14 protein-coding genes are annotated in these 19,382 nt (G+C 61.5%); 7 read left to right on the plus strand and 7 right to left on the minus strand.

What is annotated here, in order from left to right; genetic code table 11:
* The gene (motA, locus tag ACQKIK_RS08235) at positions 1–852 is read right to left on the minus strand and encodes a flagellar motor stator protein MotA (protein WP_499135555.1); all 852 of its coding nucleotides are present in this window, start codon (positions 850–852) and stop codon (positions 1–3) included.
* A 170-nt stretch (positions 853–1,022) separates the two neighbouring features.
* Between motA and ACQKIK_RS08240 the strand changes: the two genes are divergently transcribed.
* The 6 genes from ACQKIK_RS08240 (at position 1,023) to ACQKIK_RS08265 (ending at position 9,637) form a co-directional block, all read left to right on the plus strand.
* Positions 1,023–2,537 (plus strand): HDOD domain-containing protein, encoded by a 1,515-nt coding sequence (locus ACQKIK_RS08240; RefSeq protein WP_499135556.1) that lies wholly within the window; start codon positions 1,023–1,025, stop codon positions 2,535–2,537.
* A 43-nt stretch (positions 2,538–2,580) separates the two neighbouring features.
* The gene (locus ACQKIK_RS08245) at positions 2,581–3,396 is read left to right on the plus strand and encodes a rhodanese-like domain-containing protein (protein ID WP_046161758.1); all 816 of its coding nucleotides are present in this window, start codon (positions 2,581–2,583) and stop codon (positions 3,394–3,396) included.
* Positions 3,397–3,407: 11 nt separating this feature from the next.
* Positions 3,408–4,310: an archaetidylserine decarboxylase gene (asd, locus tag ACQKIK_RS08250; RefSeq protein ID WP_499135557.1), complete on the plus strand. Its 903-nt coding sequence runs from the start codon at positions 3,408–3,410 to the stop codon at positions 4,308–4,310.
* Between the two features lie 152 nt (positions 4,311–4,462).
* A complete protein-coding gene (locus tag ACQKIK_RS08255; RefSeq protein ID WP_499135559.1) occupies positions 4,463–6,283 on the plus strand; it encodes a cyclic-di-GMP receptor FimW-related protein in 1,821 nt (606 codons plus the stop codon).
* A 61-nt stretch (positions 6,284–6,344) separates the two neighbouring features.
* Positions 6,345–8,411, plus strand: a complete 2,067-nt coding sequence (locus ACQKIK_RS08260; RefSeq protein ID WP_499135560.1) for a GGDEF/EAL domain-containing response regulator — start codon at positions 6,345–6,347, stop codon at positions 8,409–8,411.
* Between the two features lie 152 nt (positions 8,412–8,563).
* The gene (locus ACQKIK_RS08265) at positions 8,564–9,637 is read left to right on the plus strand and encodes an NAD(P)-dependent alcohol dehydrogenase (protein ID WP_127840214.1); all 1,074 of its coding nucleotides are present in this window, start codon (positions 8,564–8,566) and stop codon (positions 9,635–9,637) included.
* A 51-nt stretch (positions 9,638–9,688) separates the two neighbouring features.
* Here the strand turns inward: ACQKIK_RS08265 and serB are convergent, their stop codons facing one another.
* Complete coding sequence (gene serB / locus ACQKIK_RS08270; RefSeq protein ID WP_499135561.1) at positions 9,689–10,903, minus strand: phosphoserine phosphatase SerB; 1,215 nt, start codon at positions 10,901–10,903, stop codon at positions 9,689–9,691.
* Positions 10,904–11,101: 198 nt separating this feature from the next.
* On the opposite strand from serB, the gene ACQKIK_RS08275 reads away from it, so the two are divergent.
* Positions 11,102–12,655: an AhpA/YtjB family protein gene (locus tag ACQKIK_RS08275; RefSeq protein WP_463307855.1), complete on the plus strand. Its 1,554-nt coding sequence runs from the start codon at positions 11,102–11,104 to the stop codon at positions 12,653–12,655.
* 167 nt (positions 12,656–12,822) lie between these two features.
* On the opposite strand, the gene ACQKIK_RS08280 is transcribed toward ACQKIK_RS08275, so the two are convergent.
* The 5 genes from ACQKIK_RS08280 to parE form a co-directional block, all read right to left on the minus strand.
* Positions 12,823–13,515, minus strand: a complete 693-nt coding sequence (locus ACQKIK_RS08280; protein WP_499135562.1) for a PqiC family protein — start codon at positions 13,513–13,515, stop codon at positions 12,823–12,825.
* 219 nt (positions 13,516–13,734) lie between these two features.
* On the minus strand, positions 13,735–15,984 hold the full coding sequence (parC, locus tag ACQKIK_RS08285) for a DNA topoisomerase IV subunit A (protein ID WP_499135563.1): 2,250 nt from the start codon (positions 15,982–15,984) through the stop codon (positions 13,735–13,737).
* Complete coding sequence (locus ACQKIK_RS08290) at positions 15,981–16,508, minus strand: retropepsin-like aspartic protease family protein (RefSeq protein ID WP_045423998.1); 528 nt, start codon at positions 16,506–16,508, stop codon at positions 15,981–15,983. Before ACQKIK_RS08290 ends, parC begins: the two co-directional genes overlap by 4 nt.
* On the minus strand, positions 16,505–17,485 hold the full coding sequence (locus tag ACQKIK_RS08295) for an esterase-like activity of phytase family protein (RefSeq protein ID WP_499135565.1): 981 nt from the start codon (positions 17,483–17,485) through the stop codon (positions 16,505–16,507). Before ACQKIK_RS08295 ends, ACQKIK_RS08290 begins: the two co-directional genes overlap by 4 nt.
* Complete coding sequence (parE, locus tag ACQKIK_RS08300) at positions 17,482–19,368, minus strand: DNA topoisomerase IV subunit B (RefSeq protein WP_064480702.1); 1,887 nt, start codon at positions 19,366–19,368, stop codon at positions 17,482–17,484. The genes ACQKIK_RS08295 and parE overlap by 4 nt, the downstream gene beginning before the upstream one ends.
* Between the last annotated feature and the right edge of the window lie 14 nt (positions 19,369–19,382).

The following is a 19,382-nucleotide window of genomic DNA, read 5'->3' on the forward strand; positions in this document are numbered from 1 at the left end:
TTAGCTACCACGCATCGCTTGTTCAAGCTCAGCGAAGCTCGGACGGTGCGCCGGCAGCAGGACCTTGCGGCCAAACTCAACGGCCAGCGTCGGCGGCATTCCCGACGCGGAGGCCACCAGGGTCGCCTTGATGCCCTCGTACAGATTCAGTTCTTCCTTGGCGTCGTGCTCGAGTGCCGCCGACAGCGGGCCGAAGAAACCGTAGGACGCCAGAATACCGAGGAAGGTACCTACCAGGGCCGTACCGACCTTCTCACCAATCTCCGCGTTGGTTGCCGAAGCGAGCACCGACATGGTGATCACGATGCCCAGCACCGCGGCCACGATTCCCATCGCGGGCAAGCCGTCGGCGATTTTCGCCACAGCGTGAGACGGATGCTCGAGTTCTTCCTTGAGACCGTTGAGCTCCATATCGAACAGCCCTTCCAGCTCGTGCGGAGCCATGTTGCCGGACGACATGATGCGCAGATAATCGCAGACGAAGGCGGTCATACGCTCGTCCTTCAGAATTGCCGGATACTTGCTGAATATAGGACTGGCTGCGGGATCTTCGATGTCGGCTTCGATGGCCATCATGCCCTCACGGCGACTCTTGTTGAGGATCTCGTAGAGCATCCCCAGCACTTCCAGGTAGTACTTGTGAGTAAAGCGGTTGCCAAACATCTGCAGCGACTTCTTGAACACGATTTTGGTCGTGCTGCCGGGGTTCGCCTGCAGGAAGCCGCCAAGTGCGGCACCGCCGATGATCATCACCTCGAACGGGTGGATCAGCGCGGCAACCTTGCCGCCGGACAGGATGAAACCGCCAAGAACACTGGCGATTACCACAATAATGCCGATTATTTTTGCCATAGGTAGGTACGTCTAAAACCCGATCTTAGGGCACCTGAAACAAGCCGTGCGACATCGCACGATCTCGATTGGGGTCAGGCGGAAGGGCAGATGAAAAGAATTGTTCTGGTTATCGGAACTTTTGCGCCAGACTAAAGGCCATCCCGATGAAATGCTAGTTCGGCGGCGCCATGACTACGACACCATACCCCCGCACGCTTGCAGCCTGGCTCAAGACGTTGGACGCCGTTGTCCTGCCAGCGGCTGCCGGTCCCTATGCGCGTGTTCAACGGGCACTGGGCGACAGCAGCTTATCCATGCGCGAGATTTCGGACCTTATACAGGAAAGTCCGGTCCTTGCACTTACCGTGATCCGCGAAGCCAACCGCAGCGCCGGATCGACCAACAAACCGGCCGAGAGCCTTGAGGTTGCACTCAGCCGCATCGGCCTGAAGCGCGCCGAAGCCCTGTTTGCCAAGGTGCCAGCCGCTCAACCAAACGATATTCCGGCGCCGTTACGGCAGCTGATGTTGATCAGTAGCCACGCCAGCCAGCAGGCTAACGGATTGTTTGCTTCACGCTTGGCGCGACTCTGGCAGGAAATCCACTGGAGCAGCCTGTTGTTTCTTTCGCCGGCGTGGGCGCTGATCGCCGCGCACCCGGAACTGTTGGAGACCTGGGAGCAACGCGTACTGGTCAAATGCGAACCCGCCCGCCAGGTCGAGCAATCGTTGCTGGGCGTCTCGTTGCTGGAGCTCTGCATCGCCACCGCCGAACACTGGGGGCTGCCCGGCTGGATTGCCCAAGGCTACCGGCTCCTCAACGAGCACCGGCGCATGCTGATCAAGGCACTGCACATCGCCCGCGATAATGAACACCCCTTGCACCAGCAACAGATGCTCGACGCCGACCCTACGCTGCGTCGCTGGCTCACCTTACCAAGCAACACCATCCTGCTCGCAAACGGTCTGGCACTTTCGGCACATCACAGCTGGAGCGGCATCCATAGCCTGCGCTGGCAGCGGCTCGCTGGACTCTACCTGCAGGTGCCTCTCGCCGAACTGCAGCAGATGGCGCATCAGCAAGCGGCGGCCAGCGCCCGTGCGATCGGGCCAACCGATCTCTGGCATCCGGCCCAGGGGCTACTCTGGCCATGGGAAAGCACCTTCCAGGTGGAAAAGGCCGCGAAGCTGCCCGACACCGAAACCTTGACCCGATGGCGCGAGCATTGCCGCGAGCTGCTCAGCGATCCCTGCCCCTTCGACAATGTGCTCCAACTTACGGCGACCGCCTGCAAAGCACTGACCTGCTCGGGCATGCAGCGCGTACTGTTGCTGATGGTAGATCGCAAGCAACAGCGCCTGGTCAGTCAGCAGGCCGACGGGCTGCCAAACGAAGCAGCCCGGCTGACGCTCGATCCCGAGCAAAGCCAGGTGTTGCGCAGATTGCTGGAAAAACCGGCGTTATTACGGCTCAAGCCGGATAACCTCGCCCAGTTCACAGCGCTGTTGCCCGGCGCACTGAAAGCACTGTTCCCCAGCGAACACGTCCTGTTGCGCTCCGTCGGCCTGGAAGACCGGGTGGTGATGCTGCTGGTGGTCGATCAGAACAATACCGCTTTCAGTGAGACGAGCGTGCAGGCCTTCACCAAGACGGTCCAGTGCATCGAGCGCGCCCTGGCGACGTTCAGCAAACGCGCCCGCTGATTTTTTCGCTAGACTGCTCCTTTCTGTCCGCTCGAGGCTTGCCGTGTCCGCCTTTTCCACCCTGCCGCTGGTAATCGAACCGGCCGATCTGGCCGAGCGCTTGAATGCTCCCGAGCTGATTCTGGTCGACCTGACCAGTGCGGCCCGCTACGCCGAGGGCCACGTGCCTGGCGCTCGCTTCGTCGATCCCAAGCAGACTCAGCTCGGCCAACCACCGGCGCCGGGGCAACTGCCCGGCAAGCCTCAGCTGGAAGCACTATTTGGCGCGCTGGGGCATCGTGCCGACGCTGTCTATGTGGTGTACGACGACGAAGGGGGCGGCTGGGCCGGCCGATTCATCTGGCTGCTTGATGTCATCGGCCATTCCAATTACCACTACCTGAACGGCGGGTTGCACGCCTGGCTGGCAGAACAGCGCCCCCTGTCGCAAGACAGCCCTGTCGCTGCAGGCGGCCCGGTCCCCCTACAGCTGGACGAAACCCCTAGCGCGACCCGCGAGTATCTCGAAAGCCGGCTCGGTGCCGCCGACCTGGTGATCTGGGATGCGCGCTCGCCGGAAGAGTATCGCGGCGAGAAAGTGCTCGCAGCGCGCGCGGGGCATATCCCCGGCGCAATCAACTTCGAGTGGACCGCAGCCATGGACCCGGCACGCGCCATGCGCATCCGCGAAGATATCGCTGAACGGCTGGAAGCGCTCGGCATCACCGCCGACAAAGAAATTGTCACCCACTGCCAGACGCATCATCGCTCCGGCTTCACCTACCTGCTGGCCAAGGCATTGGGCTATCCGCGCGTCAAGGGATACCCTGGCTCCTGGGGCGAATGGGGCAATCTACCCGACACCCCGATCCAGCAATGAAAAGGTCATCCATGAAAGATCGCTTGTTTGTATTAAGCCAGTATCTGCTGCCACATCATCTGATTTCGCGCCTCGCCGGCTGTCTCGCCGAGTGCCGCCTGCCGTGGGTGAAAAACACGTTCATCAAGGCGTTCATTCGTCATTTTGGCGTGCCGATGCACGAAGCTCAGATCGAAGAGCCGACTGCTTTTGAACATTTCAATGCCTTCTTCACCCGCGCATTGAAAGACGGTGCTCGCCCACTCGATCCGACACCCGCTGCGGTCCTCAACCCCTGCGATGGCGCCATCAGCCAGCTCGGCAAGATCGAGCAAGGGCGGATCTTTCAAGCCAAGGGTCACACCTACAGCGTGATGGAACTGCTCGGCGGCGATCACCAGCGTGCCGCGCCCTTCATGGGTGGGGACTTCGCCACCGTATACCTATCGCCCAAGGACTATCATCGGGTGCATATGCCGCTGACCGGCACCCTGCGGGAGATGGTTTACATACCGGGCCGCATCTTCTCGGTGAACACCGTCACCGCTGAAGGCGTCCCGGAGTTGTTCGCTCGCAATGAGCGGGTGGTCTGCCTGTTCGATACCGAACACGGGCCAATGGCCATGGTATTAGTCGGCGCAATGATCGTCGCCAGCATCGAGACCGTGTGGGCCGGACTGGTTACGCCGCCCAAGCGTTCGCTCAAGACCTTTCACTACGACGAAGCAGCGCGCGCGCCCATTAGGCTGGAGAAAGGGGCGGAAATGGGCCGCTTCAAGCTCGGCTCCACCGTAATTTTGCTGTTTGGACCGGACCGGGTCAGCTGGGCTGAACACTTGGGGGCCTTGACGCCGGTCCGCATGGGAGAAGCGCTGGGCCAGGCGAAGTCGGAGGGCGACATCGTGGCGCCACCACCGGTCTCACCTCAGGTCTGACACCGCCAATGGTCGGCGGGCGCTGGCCAATTGCTCCGGGTTCGCTATGATTGCTTGCAACGATTGCATATTGATATCACGGCGTGGCGGGCCTCCCCAGTTCACCACCGCCGTTGGTGGCACGGCTGCAGGCATGCCACGGAGTTTATCGCTTGGATAACCAGAGCCAGCCATTACTGTTGCGCGTGTCGACGCCGAATTGCCAGGAGTTATCCTTCTGCGAACCCAGCGTGCGCGGCGTCAGACGCTGGCTTTCCGGCCTGCCTAAGGCGAACCTCGGCGAGACCGCGCGACAGCTGTACCAGGCCATGCGCGAGCTCAATCAGCTTCGCACGACCGCGGCGAACCGATTGCAGCTGCTCGAGTTGCTGCGACCAGAGATCCATTTCGTCTGCCGGGAACTGGAACGCTACTTCATCAACCAGCCTATCGTGCTCGGCGAACGCCCGCGCAAAGTGGCTAGCCTGTGCCAAGCACTGCACAACCATCTCGCCATTGGCTACAAATTGATCTCCGCCGAGCTGGCCCCACAGACTGGACGTGACCGCCTGCAGTTGCTCACCATTGCCCTGCAGCGGGCAATCCGCAGCCTTTGCGCAATGCTCGTGCGCTCCACACAGCTCTACAGCCCGACGCCTGATGGCCTGTGGCTGGAGCTGCATCAGCTGTACGCAATAGCCGTCGCCCAAGGCATACACCGCACCCTCGTGCAGGACGAATTGTGCTATCAGGTTCCTGGCCTCAGCACCGAACAGAGCTACATCGTTGCGCTGATGCTGGGCAGCGCCCGCTGCAACCAGATGCGGCAGCAAGGTATCGGCCAGCTCGCGCAACTGCTCGAGCCCTGGAGCGCCTTGGTCCAGCTGCAGGCTGGGTTGGGGCCGACCAGCCTGTTCGGCGTGTCCCCACGCATCGATGGTCCACCGCGCTACCGATCGATGTTCCCTGCCAACGAACGCTCCGATCTGCTCGGCATCGACCCGCATGCTCTGGTCAAAGCCATCCAGTCGCACCTGCAGCTGCCAGCAAATGAGAATAAAACGCTCGCCATCCCCGAAGGGTTGAATCCGGACCTATTGCAGCATTTGATTGCCGCCTGGGGTGACATCTCCGAGCGCAGCTTTCAACGCGCCCCGACAAAAGGGTCGATGACCCTGTGCATCGGCATGAGCGCATTGCATTACTACCTGGCAGGCCAGCGCCCGTTCGGCGAGCTGCTGAAACGCCCTGACGCGACTCGATCAGCTGTATTCAAGCTGAACAATGCCGCACCTGACGTCTGGTCCGTGGCGTTCGACGCCCAGGTTGTCGTAGAGGAGGAGCGACTTCCAGAAGAGGACCACATTGAGTTCGTCCGCCCGGTTACCGCACCGGACAAGGCGATCGAGGAAGACGAGGCCGCACAACCTAAAGCCGATAGCCCATTTTCAACATTCGAAGTGCAAAGGGTCGACCAGAGCCCAGGCGGTTACTGCCTGTCCTGGCCGGGCGAGGTCCCGGCCCAACTCCAGGCTGGCGAGCTGCTCGGCCTGCAGGACGCCACCAGCCAGACCTGGAGCGTCGCAGTGGTGCGCTGGGTCCGTCAGGTCCGCGGCAGCGGGCCGCAGATGGGCGTTGAACTCATCGCGCCCCAAGCACAGCCTTGCGGGCTTCGCCTGCTGCGCAAGACCGATCAGGGCAGCGAATACCTGCGCGCCCTGCTCCTGCCGGAAATCAGCGTGGTCTCGCGCCCGGCTACGCTGATCGTTCCCCGTTTGCCCTTCCAAGAAGGCCAGAAAGTGCAGATCAACCAGAACGGTGACGAGCACCGCGCGATGCTCTGTCGCCGGCAGGCGGGCACCAGCAGCTATAACCAGTTTGAGTATCAGCTGGTGGGCCTCACCGCCTCCCCCCAGGAGACGCCGATCACAGCGCGGGGCACCCAGGCGACTTCACGGGGTGAAGATTTTGACTCGCTCTGGAACACGCTGTAGATTGCCGATCACCGTTTTTTAGCCTTCACGCCCCTCTACGGCGCGTTCTAAAGCTGCAGCCATGGCCCCGCAAAAGAAAACCATCCGCCTGCTGATCCTCGAGGATTCGCAGAATGAAGCTGAGCGACTGGTCAGCCTGTTTCGTAACGCGGGCCAGGCGACGCGCGTTCATCGCTTGACCTCCAGCGAAGACTTAGCCGATGCACTGCAGCAGACCTGGGATCTTCTGATCAATGCGCCGTCCAGCGTCAACCTCGATCCTAGCGAAGCAATCAGCGCCATTCGCAAGCAAGCCAAGGATATTCCGGTCATCCAGCTTATCGAGGGCAACGACACCGATGCGATTACCGAAGCCCTCACCTTGGGCGCTCAGGGCGCGCTGCCGCAGGGCGAGGACGAGTGGCTGATCCTGGTCGCGAGCAGGGAATTGGCAAACCTTGAGGAGCGCCGCGCGCGCCGCTCCGCCGAACTGGCACTACGCGAAGCCGAAAAGCGCTGCCAGCTGCTGCTGGAGAGTTCGGTGGATGCAATTGCCTATGTCCACGACGGCATGCATATCTACGCCAATCGGGCCTATCTGGAGCTGTTTGGCTACGAGGATGTCGAAGAACTCGAAGGCATGCCAATGATTGACCTGATCGCTTCCTGTGATCAGGGCGAGTTCAAAGGCTTTCTGAAGAACTATCAAAGCCTGCAGGGCAGCGCCGAGCTGGTCTGCGGCGGAATTCGCGCTGACGGCAGCAGCTTCAAGGCAAGCATGCACTTTTCGCCTGCCAGCTACGATGGCGAGCCGTGCATCCAGGCCGTCATTCGCGCAGAAAGCGACAATGCCGAGCTGGAAAAGCTGCGCGAAATCAGCAGTCAGGATCTGGTGACCGGTCTTTACAACCGCAACCATTTCCTTGAGTCGCTGGACGGCGCGGTCGAGCGCGCCGTAAACGTCGGAAAGAGTTCGAGCCTCGCCTACATCCGCATCGATCGTTTCGCCAGCCTGCAAGCCGAAATCGGCCTGGGCGATTCGGATCGCTTGCTGGCCGAATTGGCGCAGCTGCTTCGCGCGCAGTTTACGGAGCAGGCCGAACTGGCACGCTTCGGTGACGATGCATTCGCTGTACTCATGGCAGAGGCCACCCCAAAGCAACTCGAACAGCCCTTGACTGAGTTGCTACGCAAGGTCGAGGGGCATCTTTTCGATGTCGGCGGCCGCACCATTCAGACCAGCCTGAGTATCGGGGTCGCCGCCCTCGACGAACAGACTGCGAAAGCTCGGGACGTGATTGACCGCGCCCACCGCTGCGCCGAAGAGCTGACCGATGGCAACGCCCTGAGAACCTACGATCCGGCCCGCGAACTTGCAGCCGCCGCTAGCCGCGGCAATGTGCTCGCCATGCTGCAACAGGCGCTGGAAAAGAACAGCTTCCGCCTGCTGTTCCAACCGATCATCAGCCTCCGCGGCGATAGCCACGAACACTACGAAGTGTTATTGCGTCTGCTCGACCCAGAGGGCACCGAGGTTCCGCCGGGAGAGTTTCTCGATGCCGCTAAAGAGGCAGGACTGGCCACCAAGATTGATCGCTGGGTGCTGCTTAACTCGATCAAACTGCTCGCCGAACACCGCAACAAGGGCCACAGCACGAGGCTGATGGTTCACCTGTCAGGACCCAGCCTGCAGGACCCATCACTTCTTGGCTGGCTTGGCGTCGCACTCAAGGCTTCCAAGCTGCCGCCCGATTCGCTGGTTTTCCAACTTGACGAAAACGACGCCGTCGCTTACCTGAGGCAGGCCAAGGCGCTCACCCAGGGGCTTGCCGGGCTCGGCTGCCGCGTCGCCCTGAACCAGTTCGGCTGTGTGCTGAATCCGCTCAATACGCTCAAGCACCTCAACGCCGATTTCGTGAAAATCGATGGCTCCTATACCCAGGACCTGAGCCGCCAGGAGAATCAGGAAGCGCTCAAACAGCTCCTGGCACAGCTCCATGAACAGGCCAAGCAGACCATTGTGCCCTTCGTAGACAGCGCCACCGTCCTGGCCACGCTCTGGCAGGCGGGTGTCGGCTATATCCAGGGCCAGTACCTGCAGGGCCCGAGCCAGTCGATGGATTACAACTTTTCCTCCGACGAAGATTGATCCCCAGCCGCAGTGGCTCCATCGGTCGGTCGAATCGCCACGGCGAAAAGACCTCGTCGACACCAGCGCGCCCCCGCAGGACTTGATCTCTGTCAGCTCCGACCGCCAGGGTTGGACTAGAGTGTTCTGACCTAGCCTGCGAGGGATGCGTCATGACCATGATGAGAGCCGCCGCGTTCGTCGAACCCGGCCGAATCGAGCTTGTTGACAAACCTATCCCCGACGTCGGCCCCAACGACGCACTGGTGCGTATCACCACCACGACCATCTGCGGCACCGATGTGCATATTCTCAAGGGCGAGTATCCCGTCGCCGCCGGCCTGACCATCGGCCACGAACCCGTGGGCGTGATAGAGAAGCTGGGCAGCAACGTACAGGGCTACCGGGAGGGCCAGCGCGTCATCGCCGGTGCGATTTGTCCAAACTTCTCCTCCTATGCCAGCCAGGACGGCCTTTCCTCTCAGGACGGCGGCTGTGCTTGCCACGGCTACAAGCCGATGGGCGGCTGGCGATTCGGCAATACCATCGACGGCACCCAGGCCGAGTACGTACTGGTCCCGGATGCTCAGGGCAACCTGGCGCCGGTCCCCGACGGGCTAACAGATGAGCAGGTACTGATGTGCCCCGACATCATGTCCACCGGATTCGCCGGCGCCGAAGCTGCCAGGATCAAAATCGGCGACATAGTGGCCATCTTCGCCCAGGGACCGATCGGTCTCTGCGCCACCGCCGGGGCACGCCTGCGGGGTGCCGGGATGATCATCGCCGTTGACGGTGTCGATGCGCGCCTGGACATTGCACGGCAAATGGGTGCTGACGTGACGTTGAATTTCAAACAAACGGATGTAGTTGAGGAAATTCTCCGGCTCACCGGTGGCAGGGGCGTTGACGCCTCCATCGAAGCACTTGGGCAACAGTCCACCTTCGAGAGCGCGTTACGCGTGCTCAAGCCTGGCGGCACGTTGTCTAGCCTGGGCGTGTATTCGGCCGACCTCACCATTCCGCTTGGTGCCTTCCATGCCGGTCTCGGCGACCACAAGATCGTCACCTCGCTGTGTCCAGGAGGGAAGGAACGGATGCGGCGGTTGCTGAACGTGGTGGCCTCGGGACGGGTAGACCTTGCCCCTTTGGTGACCCATCACTATGCCCTCGACGACATCACCAGCGCCTATGAGCTGTTCGCCAATCAGCGCGACGGGGTGCTCAAAGTGGCGATAAAGCCATAAGGCAAGCCTTAGCTGGAAGCTAAAGCCTCAACCGCTCAGCTTCCAGCCTGTTTATTCCGTTCCTTCACGGTCCCGGAAGCCAAGCAGGTAGAGAATTCCGTCCAGCCCCAGTGTCGAGATCGCCTGCTTGGCCGACTGTTTGACCAGTGGTTTGGCGCGAAAGGCGACACCCAATCCCGCCAACCCAAGCATCGGCAAATCATTGGCGCCGTCGCCAACGGCAATGGTCTGCTCCAGCCTCAAGCCTTCCCGTTCAGCCAGCTCGCGGAGCAGATCGGCCTTGCGCTGTGCATCGACAATGGGCTCCTGAGCGATACCGGTGAGCTTGCCATCGACAATCTCAAGCTCGTTGGCGTAGACGTAATCGATGCCCAGTCTGGCTTGCAGTTGTTTTGCAAAATAGGTGAAGCCACCTGACAGGATGGCTGTCTTGTAGCCGAGGCGTTTTAGCTCGGCGAAAAGCAGCTCAGCGCCTTCAGTGAGCCTGAGCCGGGCGCCCACCTCTGCCAATGCGCGCTCCTCTAGGCCTTCGAGCAATGCCAGGCGCTCCCGGAAGCTTGCGCGAAAGTCCAGCTCGCCGCGCATCGCACGTTCGGTGATCTCCGAAACCTGATCGCCAACGCCTGCCACCTTGGCCAACTCGTCGATGACTTCCGCCTCGATCAGCGTCGAGTCCATGTCGAACACCGCCAGCCGGCGATTGCGACGGAAAACCGAGTCACGCTGAAAAGCGATGTCGACGTTGAGCTCCTGCGCCACGCTGAGAAACTCAGCGCGCAGCGCTGCGGTATCGGCAGGCTCGCCGCGAACCGAAAACTCGATGCAACCCTTGCCCAGCTCTTCCGGCATGTCCAGTGGCTGGCGGCCCGAAAGACGGTCTATGTGGTCGATGTTCAGGCCGTACTTGGCGGTGATCGAGCTGACCCGCTGCAACTGCTCGGCAGTCACCTTACGGGTCAACAGGGTAACAATGTGCCGGGGCTTACCCTGCCCGGCCACCCACTGCTGGTAATCCGCCTCCGCGACGGGTGTGAAGCGCACCTGCTGGTCATGTTTGTAACCCATGAACAGCACATCCTTGAGTACAGAAGAGGCACGTTCGGTATCAGGTATTTCCACCAGAATGCCAAACGACAGGGTGTCGTGGATCACGGCCTGACCGATATCCAGGATATTCACACCACCTTGAGCGAGTACGCCGGTGATTGCCGCGGTCAGCCCAGGGCGGTCTTCCCCGGTGATGTTAATCAGGACGATTTCGCGCAAGGCGTAGCTCCTATGCAAAGAAGACGGGCATTCTATATCAGCAGGACTGCCGCTGAACGCTGCTGCGACGCACCAGTTTCCAATCCACATTTGCTTTGGCGCGTCTGCAATTCGTCTGCTTTGACCGAGCGACCTTTAGCCCCCACAGCGCTTTCCGTATACTGCGCGCCACTTTCCTAAAGAGTAGAGCCGCGCTCTGTGAACCGGCCCGCATCCGTCAAGCCCGACAATTTCTTCCTGCTGATCTATCGTGCATTGCGCCAGCGTCGTGTTCCGCTGGTTCTGCGGGTAGCCAGCCACACGCTACTGCTCGTCGCACTGGCCTTGATCATCTACGCCTGGGTCATGGGCATGCAATTCAAGCATGCGATGGAGCAGCAGGCCGATGCCCTTGGCCAAAGCCTGATCACCCAGACGGCCGCCTCGGCGACGGATCTGCTGGTGGCCAACGATATCCTTAGCCTCAATGTCTTGCTGAGCAACCTGGTGAAGAACCCGCTGGTGGCGCACGCAGCGATCTACAGTGTCGACAACCGCGTGCTGGCGGAGTCGGGTACCCGCCCGCAGCGAAGTCTGTTGGGCGACGAGGAAGGCCTCTATTCCACTCCCATCAGTTTTCAAGAGGTGATCGCCGGGCATCTGCGCATCAGCCTCGACATGCAGCAGTTCCAGCAGCCAATGACGATCAGCCTGCAAAGCATGGGGTTGCTCAGTCTTATCCTGCTAGCGCTAACCCTGACGCTCAGCATGCGCCTGGGCCGGCAGCTGTCCCTACCCCTGATGCAGTTGCGCCTGTGGTTGCGCGACCCCGATGACCCAGCGCCTGGCGCAGGTCGGCAAGATGAGATCGGCGAACTGGCGCGGCAGCTGCAGGCACGCCTGGTACCGGAAAAGCCGGAGCCGGAGATCGAACTGGACGACAGCATGCAGGATCTCTATTCGGCACATTTCGAGGTGCCTGCCCCGGCTTCGGTCAACGAGTACGACCGTTCCGACGTGGATCTTCGGGACCATCTCGACGAATCGGCTGAGAGTCTGGCCACCGATGATCATGCTACCGATGAGTCATTCGACGACGACTTCGACGACGACCCTCCGTTCGATGAGCCCAAGCCGCAGCCTGCGCCTGCCCAAGCTCCGGCAACGATCATTCCCGCAGCCCCAGCCATCTCAGGCAAAAGTGGCGTGCTGGCGATTCAGCTTGGCGCCCAAGAGCAATTGCGCCGTCTGCCACGCGCGCGGCTTACCGAGCTCCTGCAACGCTATAGCGACTGCCTGCAGCAGGCCGCGACCCTGTATCAGGCCGAACTGCATACGCTCAACGATGGCAGCAGCCTGATGCTGTTTCACAGTCAGGACGATGATCAGAACTACCTGACCCACGCGCTCTGCTGTGGCGAACTGATGCGCGCGCTTGGGCACGCGTTGCAGATCGAAGTGGCCGATAGCGGTATCACGCTACAGCTGCAGCTTGGATTGACCCAGGGTGAAGGACTGTACGACCTTAGCCAGGGCGACCTTCTTCTGAGCGAGCCCGCGCAAGCAGCGCTGGCCATGTCACAGCACAGCCGCAACCTGCTATTGGTCGAAAAAGGGATTGGCGAAGACAGCCTGATTCGCCAGCGTGCACGTATCCGTCCCATTGCGAGCCCAGAAGGCGCCTGTTGCGTCGAGCGACTGCTCGAGCCTTACCCGTCACTATTGGAGCGTCAGCTCGCTCGCATGCATGAGCTGCGCAACCGCATCAGCTGACACCGGCAATCATATTTCGGGCCTGCCTCACTGCCCGTGAGTCCGTACCTCACAGCTGTAGTCGGCACCCGCGTTGCGTCGGCGGGACCGATTGCAGGCTAGCTCCAGCTGCCCAGTGACTCGAGGCAGCCGCGGTCAACGGACATGCAAGCTTCAGCGCAAATCGCTTAGAAGCGAAACACTTCCAGATCGGTCCTGATCGGTTCCACCGCCGGGATTGCCGGAGCGGCGGGCTTGCTCGGCGCTTTGTTGACGCTGTGTTTGGTGCGCGCCTTGGCCACCGTCATCGGCTCAACCGCGCCTGCCATCATCTCGCTAAGTCGTTGCAGGAGCAGGCTCTGCGCCCGCACCTGATCGGTTGCGCTGCCTTGATGCACCTCTTGCAAGCGAACCAGCCGGCTGCTCTTGCGCTTACCCTGCCCGTCCAACAGGCGCCACTGAGCCTCCAGCACAGCAGGATGCTGAGGGCCGGAGTCCAGGCGGGTGATCTCGAGTTCGATCTGTACCTCAGGGGTAAAGCCCTTGCTGCCAGGGCTCAGCTCCAGGCTCTGAGTCTTCAAGCGCGAGGCCAGCTGGCGTAACAGCAGTTGGCTGATATCGCCTTGTAAACTTCCAGCCCAGCGCGCCTGCTGGCCGTCCGCGGCCAGGCTGCCGTCCGGCAGCCGCTGCAGCAAGACGTCGTGCTGCAGATAATCGGCCAGCTTGATCGGCCCCAGCAGAACTGCTGCGCCATCTGCTGCTTGCGCTGGCATTTCCACGTTGCCGTTGTCGAGTCGATACATTGGCACAGGCTGGGTAACACAGCCGGCCAGGCTGGCACAGGCAAGTAGCAAAACAGTTGTGAAGCGTTGCACGTTCATCTCTACCTTTGCACTGGGCTTGGGCGACGCGAAAGGCGGCTGGCGTCTGTCTGCGCCGCTGCTATCGTTTACCGTCAGCCACCGTGCTGATTGTCTTTAGCTAGCGACGTGGTCGGCAATTGCCGGCGCCGCATTGCAAATCGGAGAAATCGGAAGGCCGCTATCTTCCGCGAAACACTCAGCAGAAGCCAGCCTCTACGACTTCTCCGGCCAAGCAACTTACTCGACCAGCAGCGCGTCCACTCGCTGGAAGCCGCGCGGCAGCTTGTTGCCCCGCCGCCCACGCTCGCCCTTATAGTGTTCTAGATCATCACTCTTCAGCGAAAGGGTACGTTTGCCAGCCTGCAAGACCAGCGTGCCCCCTTCCGGCAGCACAGCGAGATCTGTCAGATACTCCTCGCGGCTGGCGACCCGATCACCCGGAATACCGATGATCTTGTTGCCTTTGCCCTTGCCCAGCTGTGGCAGGTCTCGAACCGGGAATACCAGCAAACGCCCTTCGGTCGTGACCGCGGCCAGCCAATCCTGATCGCGGCTTTTCAACGGCCGCGGCGCGACGACTCGCGCACCGGCCGGTAGCGACACCAGTGCCTTGCCTGCCTTGTTCTTAGCTTGTAGATCCTCACCCTTGACCACGAAACCATAGCCAGCATCCGACGCGATCACGTACAGCGACTCGTCATCGGGCAACAGGACGCATTCGAAACCGGCTCCGGGTGGCGGCGTCAGGCGGCCTGTCAACGGCTCGCCCTGGCCGCGCGCCGAGGGCAGCGAATGGGCCGGGAGCGAATAGCTGCGCCCGGTCGAGTCGATGAACACAGCGTACTGATTGGAACGGCCTGCTGCGGCGGCCTTGAAGCCATCACCCGCCTTGTACGACAGCCCGGTGGCGTCGATATCGTGGCCCTTGGCGCAGCGTGCCCAACCCTTCTCCGAGATCACCACGGTGACGGGCTCGGCGGGCAGCAGTTCATTTTCCGACAGCGCGCGGGCTTCGGCTCGCGCCACAATGGGCGAGCGACGGTCATCGCCGTAGGTCTCGGCGTCGGCGATCAGTTCCTTGCGCACCAGCTTTTTCAGCTTGGCTTCGCTGCCGAGCAGTGCCAGCAGCTTCTCGCGTTCCTTGGCCAACTCGTCTTGCTCGCCGCGGATCTTCATTTCCTCCAGCCTAGCCAACTGGCGCAGGCGGGTGTCGAGGATGTAGTCGGCCTGTAGCTCGGACAGTTCGAAGCGCGCCATCAAGACAGGCTTGGGCTGATCCTCGGTCCGGATGATGTGGATCACCTCGTCGAGGTTGAGAAAGGCGACCAGCAGACCTTCCAACAGGTGCAAGCGCCGTTCGACCTTGTCCAGGCGGAACTGCAGGCGACGGCGCACGGTGCCGATGCGATAGGTCAGCCACTCGCTAAGCAGCACCTTGAGATTTTTCACCTGCGGTCGGCCATCGAGGCCGATGACGTTGGTGTTGACCCGGTAGCTGGATTCAAGCTCGGTGGTGGCGAACAAATGCTGCATCAGCTCGTCGGCATCGACCCGATTGGAGCGTGGGATGATGACGATCCGGCACGGGTTCTCGTGATCCGATTCATCACGCAGGTCGGCCACCATCGGCAGCTTCTTCGCCTGCATCTGTGCGGCAATCTGCTCCAGCACCTTGGAGCCGGACACCTGATGCGGCAGCGAGGTGACCACGATATCGCCGTCCTCGACGCGATAAACCGCTCGCATGCGCACCGAACCGCGGCCGGTTTCGTAAATTTTCAACAGGTCAGCACGCGGCGTGATGATCTCCGCCTCGGTCGGGTAGTCCGGCCCCTGCACATGTTCGCAGAGCTCTTCGACGGTGGTCTTCGGATCATCCAGCAAACGCACGCAAGCGGCGGCCACTTCGCGCAGGTTGTGCGGCGGTACGTCCGTCGCCATGCCGACTGCGATTCCTGTGGTGCCATTGAGCAGTAGGTTGGGCAGACGCGCAGGCAAGGTTGCCGGCTCGTTTAGGGTGCCGTCGAAGTTAGGCACCCACTCCACGGTCCCCTGCCCGAGCTCGGTCAGCAACACTTCGGAGTAGCGGGACAGCCGTGCTTCGGTGTAACGCATGGCGGCAAACGACTTGGGATCGTCCGGCGCGCCCCAGTTACCCTGACCGTCGACCAGCGTGTAGCGATAGCTGAACGGCTGGGCCATCAGCACCATCGCCTCATAGCATGCAGAGTCACCGTGAGGGTGGAACTTGCCGAGCACGTCACCCACAGTACGCGCCGACTTCTTGTGCTTCGAATCGGCGTTCAGCCCCAACTCGCTCATCGCATAGATGATGCGCCGCTGCACCGGCTTGAGTCCGTCACCGATATGAGGCAGTGCGCGATCCATGATCACGTACATCGAATAATTCAGGTAGGCCTGCTCGGTGAAGTCGGCAAGGGAGCGACGCTCCACGCCGTCCAGGCTCAGGTCGATAGTTTCACTCATGGTCGATCCGTGGCGTGTTGGCGCAGCACCAGGGTGCCGGCGCGCTGGGTGAATTCGAGTTGTTTCAGGGCGCTCATGCCGAGCAATATCTGCTCACCGCCAAAGCCGGGCGCCACGATGGCACGTACGTCGTGCAGCCTGATGTCGCCAAGGGCCAGGCTGTCCAGCACGGTGCGGTAACCGGTGGTCTGCCCATTGGCGGTCTGCAGCATCACCGGAGCACCGCGAGGCAGGCCGAGGCGGTCGCCCACTTCGGCGGGAACTGCAACATCGGTGGCGCCGGTATCCAATAGAAAGGTCACTGTCTCGCCATTGATTCGGCCATCGGCCACAAAATGCCCCTGCGGGTTGCTATCCAGGTGTACCTCGATCCGTTCGCCTTGGATAACCGACACCGGCTCGCGATTGGGGTTGAAACGGCTCTGCTCCCAATCAGAGAAAAACTGCGTGGCCAGAAACAGCCCCGCCCCCCACGCCAGGACCAGCATGATGCGCCCGGCACGACGCCCGGCAGGCTGGCTCACTGCTTGGCACTCCACCCACCCTTGGGCGCGGCAAAGCGCCAGACGACGGGACGCTTTTCGCCATCTGCACGGGTAAGCTCATTGTTGTCGATCCCGACCCATGCACCTTCCGCATCGACCCAGAGCGCTTCGGCATTGCCATATGGGGTGTCGTAGCGGCGCGGTCCAGCCATCGCCGTGTCCGCGTAGGACCAGCATGCCTCACGCTCCCCGTTTTCCAACTTGCGGCGACAGATCTGATGCGCCACTGGCTCGAGCGTGAACAATTTATCGCTATGAAACGTGAGCCCGGAAAAACGCCGCGGCTGGGTGGCTTCATCCATCGCGGGCGGTGTTGAATCGCGTCCGCCGCCGACCATCAATACGCAGCCACCGGTACAGCGCCAGCTGTTCTGATTGCGATGGGTCACCATCAGACCTCGGCGACTGTGCTCTGCCGCCAGCCACAGCCGATCGGCGCCAGGATCGACCGCCAAGCCTTCAAACATAGCGTTGAACTTGAGCAGCATTCCGCTGGCCCGCGCTTGACGCACCACCGCAACAGGCAAGCTGAGCCACTCGGCAGTGCCTGCCGGGCTGACCCGCAGCACCGCCGCATGCGCTTCGCTGACCAGGTAACGATTGCCCAGGCTGTCGCAGCTCAGGCCTTCGAAATCCATCTCTCCACCGCGCAACATGCCAGTGAAGGCGGAGCGCACACGTACGCCCCACGACAGCCCGGTATTCGGCACGGGAGGCAACTCGAAACGCTCAGCCTCGGCCTGCCAGACGGTATCGCTGGCATCGAGGCGGTACAGCACATTGTCCTCTCGGTCGGATACCGCCCAGAGCGCATCACCGCACCAGGCCAGCCCGGAGAGATTACCCGCAGCGATCCCTTCGACGGGATGCTCGCTGACTATTGTCAGTTCGGGCGCGGCGGCTGCCGAAAACGGCACTGCCAGCGCGACCAGCAGCGCCATCCAGCGAGCACTCAAAGCAGCACCTCCGCAAGATTGCCCTTGGACTCCAGCCAGCTTTTGCGGTCACCTGCGCGCTTCTTGGCCAACAGCATGTCCATGATTTCGCGCGTGCCGTCGAAATCATCCAGCGTCAATTGCACCAGCCGGCGGGTGTTAGGGTCCATGGTGGTTTCTCGCAGCTGAGGCGGGTTCATCTCACCCAAGCCCTTGAAGCGCGTGACCTGCGGCTTGCCGCGGCGCTTTTCCGCCAGCAGGCGATCCAGGATGCCGTCACGCTCGGCTTCGTCGAGCGCATAAAAAATATCCTTGCCGAGATCGATGCGGTACAGCGGCGGCATGGCCACATAGACATGACCAGCATCCACTAGCGGGCGGAAATGACGAACGAATAGCGCGCAGAGCAGCGTAGCGATATGCAGACCGTCCGAGTCAGCATCAGCGAGGATGCAAATCTTGCCGTAGCGCAGCTGGGAGATGTCCGCCGCGCCCGGATCGACCCCGATGGCCACGGCGATGTCGTGCACCTCCTGGCTGGCCAGCACCTCACCGCCGTCGACCTCCCAGGTGTTCAGGATTTTGCCGCGCAACGGCATGATTGCCTGAAACTCCTTGTCGCGCGCCTGCTTGGCGGACCCACCGGCGGAATCACCCTCGACTAGGAACAGCTCGGAGCGCGCCGGATCCTGCCCGGCACAGTCGGCCAGTTTGCCTGGCAGTGCCGGGCCCTGGGTGACACGCTTGCGCTCGACCTTCTTGCTTGCCTTGAGCCGTCGTCCGGCGTTACTGATAGCCAGCTCGGCCAGCTGCAAGCCCAGCTCGGGATGGGCGTTGAGCCAGAGACTGAAGGCATCCTTGACCACGCCAGAGACAAACGCAGCGGCCTCGCGCGACGACAGACGTTCTTTGGTCTGACCGGAAAACTGCGGCTCCTGCATTTTGGTCGAGAGCACGAATGCGATCCGCTCCCATACGTCCTCGGGCGCGAGCTTGACGCCTCGCGGCAGAAGATTTCGGAATTCGCAGAATTCGCGCATGGCATCCAGCAACCCCTGGCGCAGGCCGTTGACGTGAGTGCCGCCCTGCGCGGTGGGGATCAGGTTGACGTAGCTTTCCTGGACACTGTCACCGCCTTCCGGTAGCCACAGCAGGGCCCAGTCGACTGCCTCCTTGCTGCCAGCCAGACTGCCGCAGAAAGGCTCGTCAGGTAGCCGAGCGAACTCGCTGACGGCGTCGACTAGATACGAGCGCAGGCCGTCTTCGTAGTGCCATTCGGTCTTCTCACCGGTGCTCTTATCCTCGAAGCTGACATTCAGTCCCGGACAAAGCACGGCCTTGGCCTTGAGCACATGCTTGAGCCGGCTGATGGAAAACTTCGGCGAGTCGAAATACTTGGGATCGGCCCAGAAATGCACGCTGGTGCCGGTGTTGCGCTTGCCAACGGTTCCGATGATGTCCAGCTCGCTGGCCTTGAAGCCATCGGCGAACGCCATGCGGTATTCGTTGCCTTCGCGCTTGACTGTCACCTCCACTCGGGTGGACAACGCGTTAACCACGGAAATACCGACACCGTGCAAACCGCCGGAAAACTGATAGTTCTTGTTCGAGAACTTGCCGCCGGCGTGCAGCTTGGTGAGGATCAGCTCGACACCCGAAACCCCCTCTTCCGGATGGATGTCCACCGGCATGCCACGACCATCGTCGATCACCTGTAGCGAATTATCCTGGTGCAAAATCACCTGGACCGAGCTGGCGTGGCCCGCCAAGGCTTCATCGACACTGTTGTCGATGACTTCCTGGGCGAGGTGGTTGGGCCTCGAGGTGTCGGTGTACATGCCTGGTCGCTTGCGCACCGGATCCAGGCCGGAGAGGACTTCAATGGCTTCGGCGGTATAAGACATGTGCGTCTCGTGAT

This window comes from Pseudomonas sp. NPDC047961 (assembly GCF_050272435.1).
Taxonomy (GTDB): Bacteria; Pseudomonadota; Gammaproteobacteria; order Pseudomonadales; family Pseudomonadaceae; genus Stutzerimonas.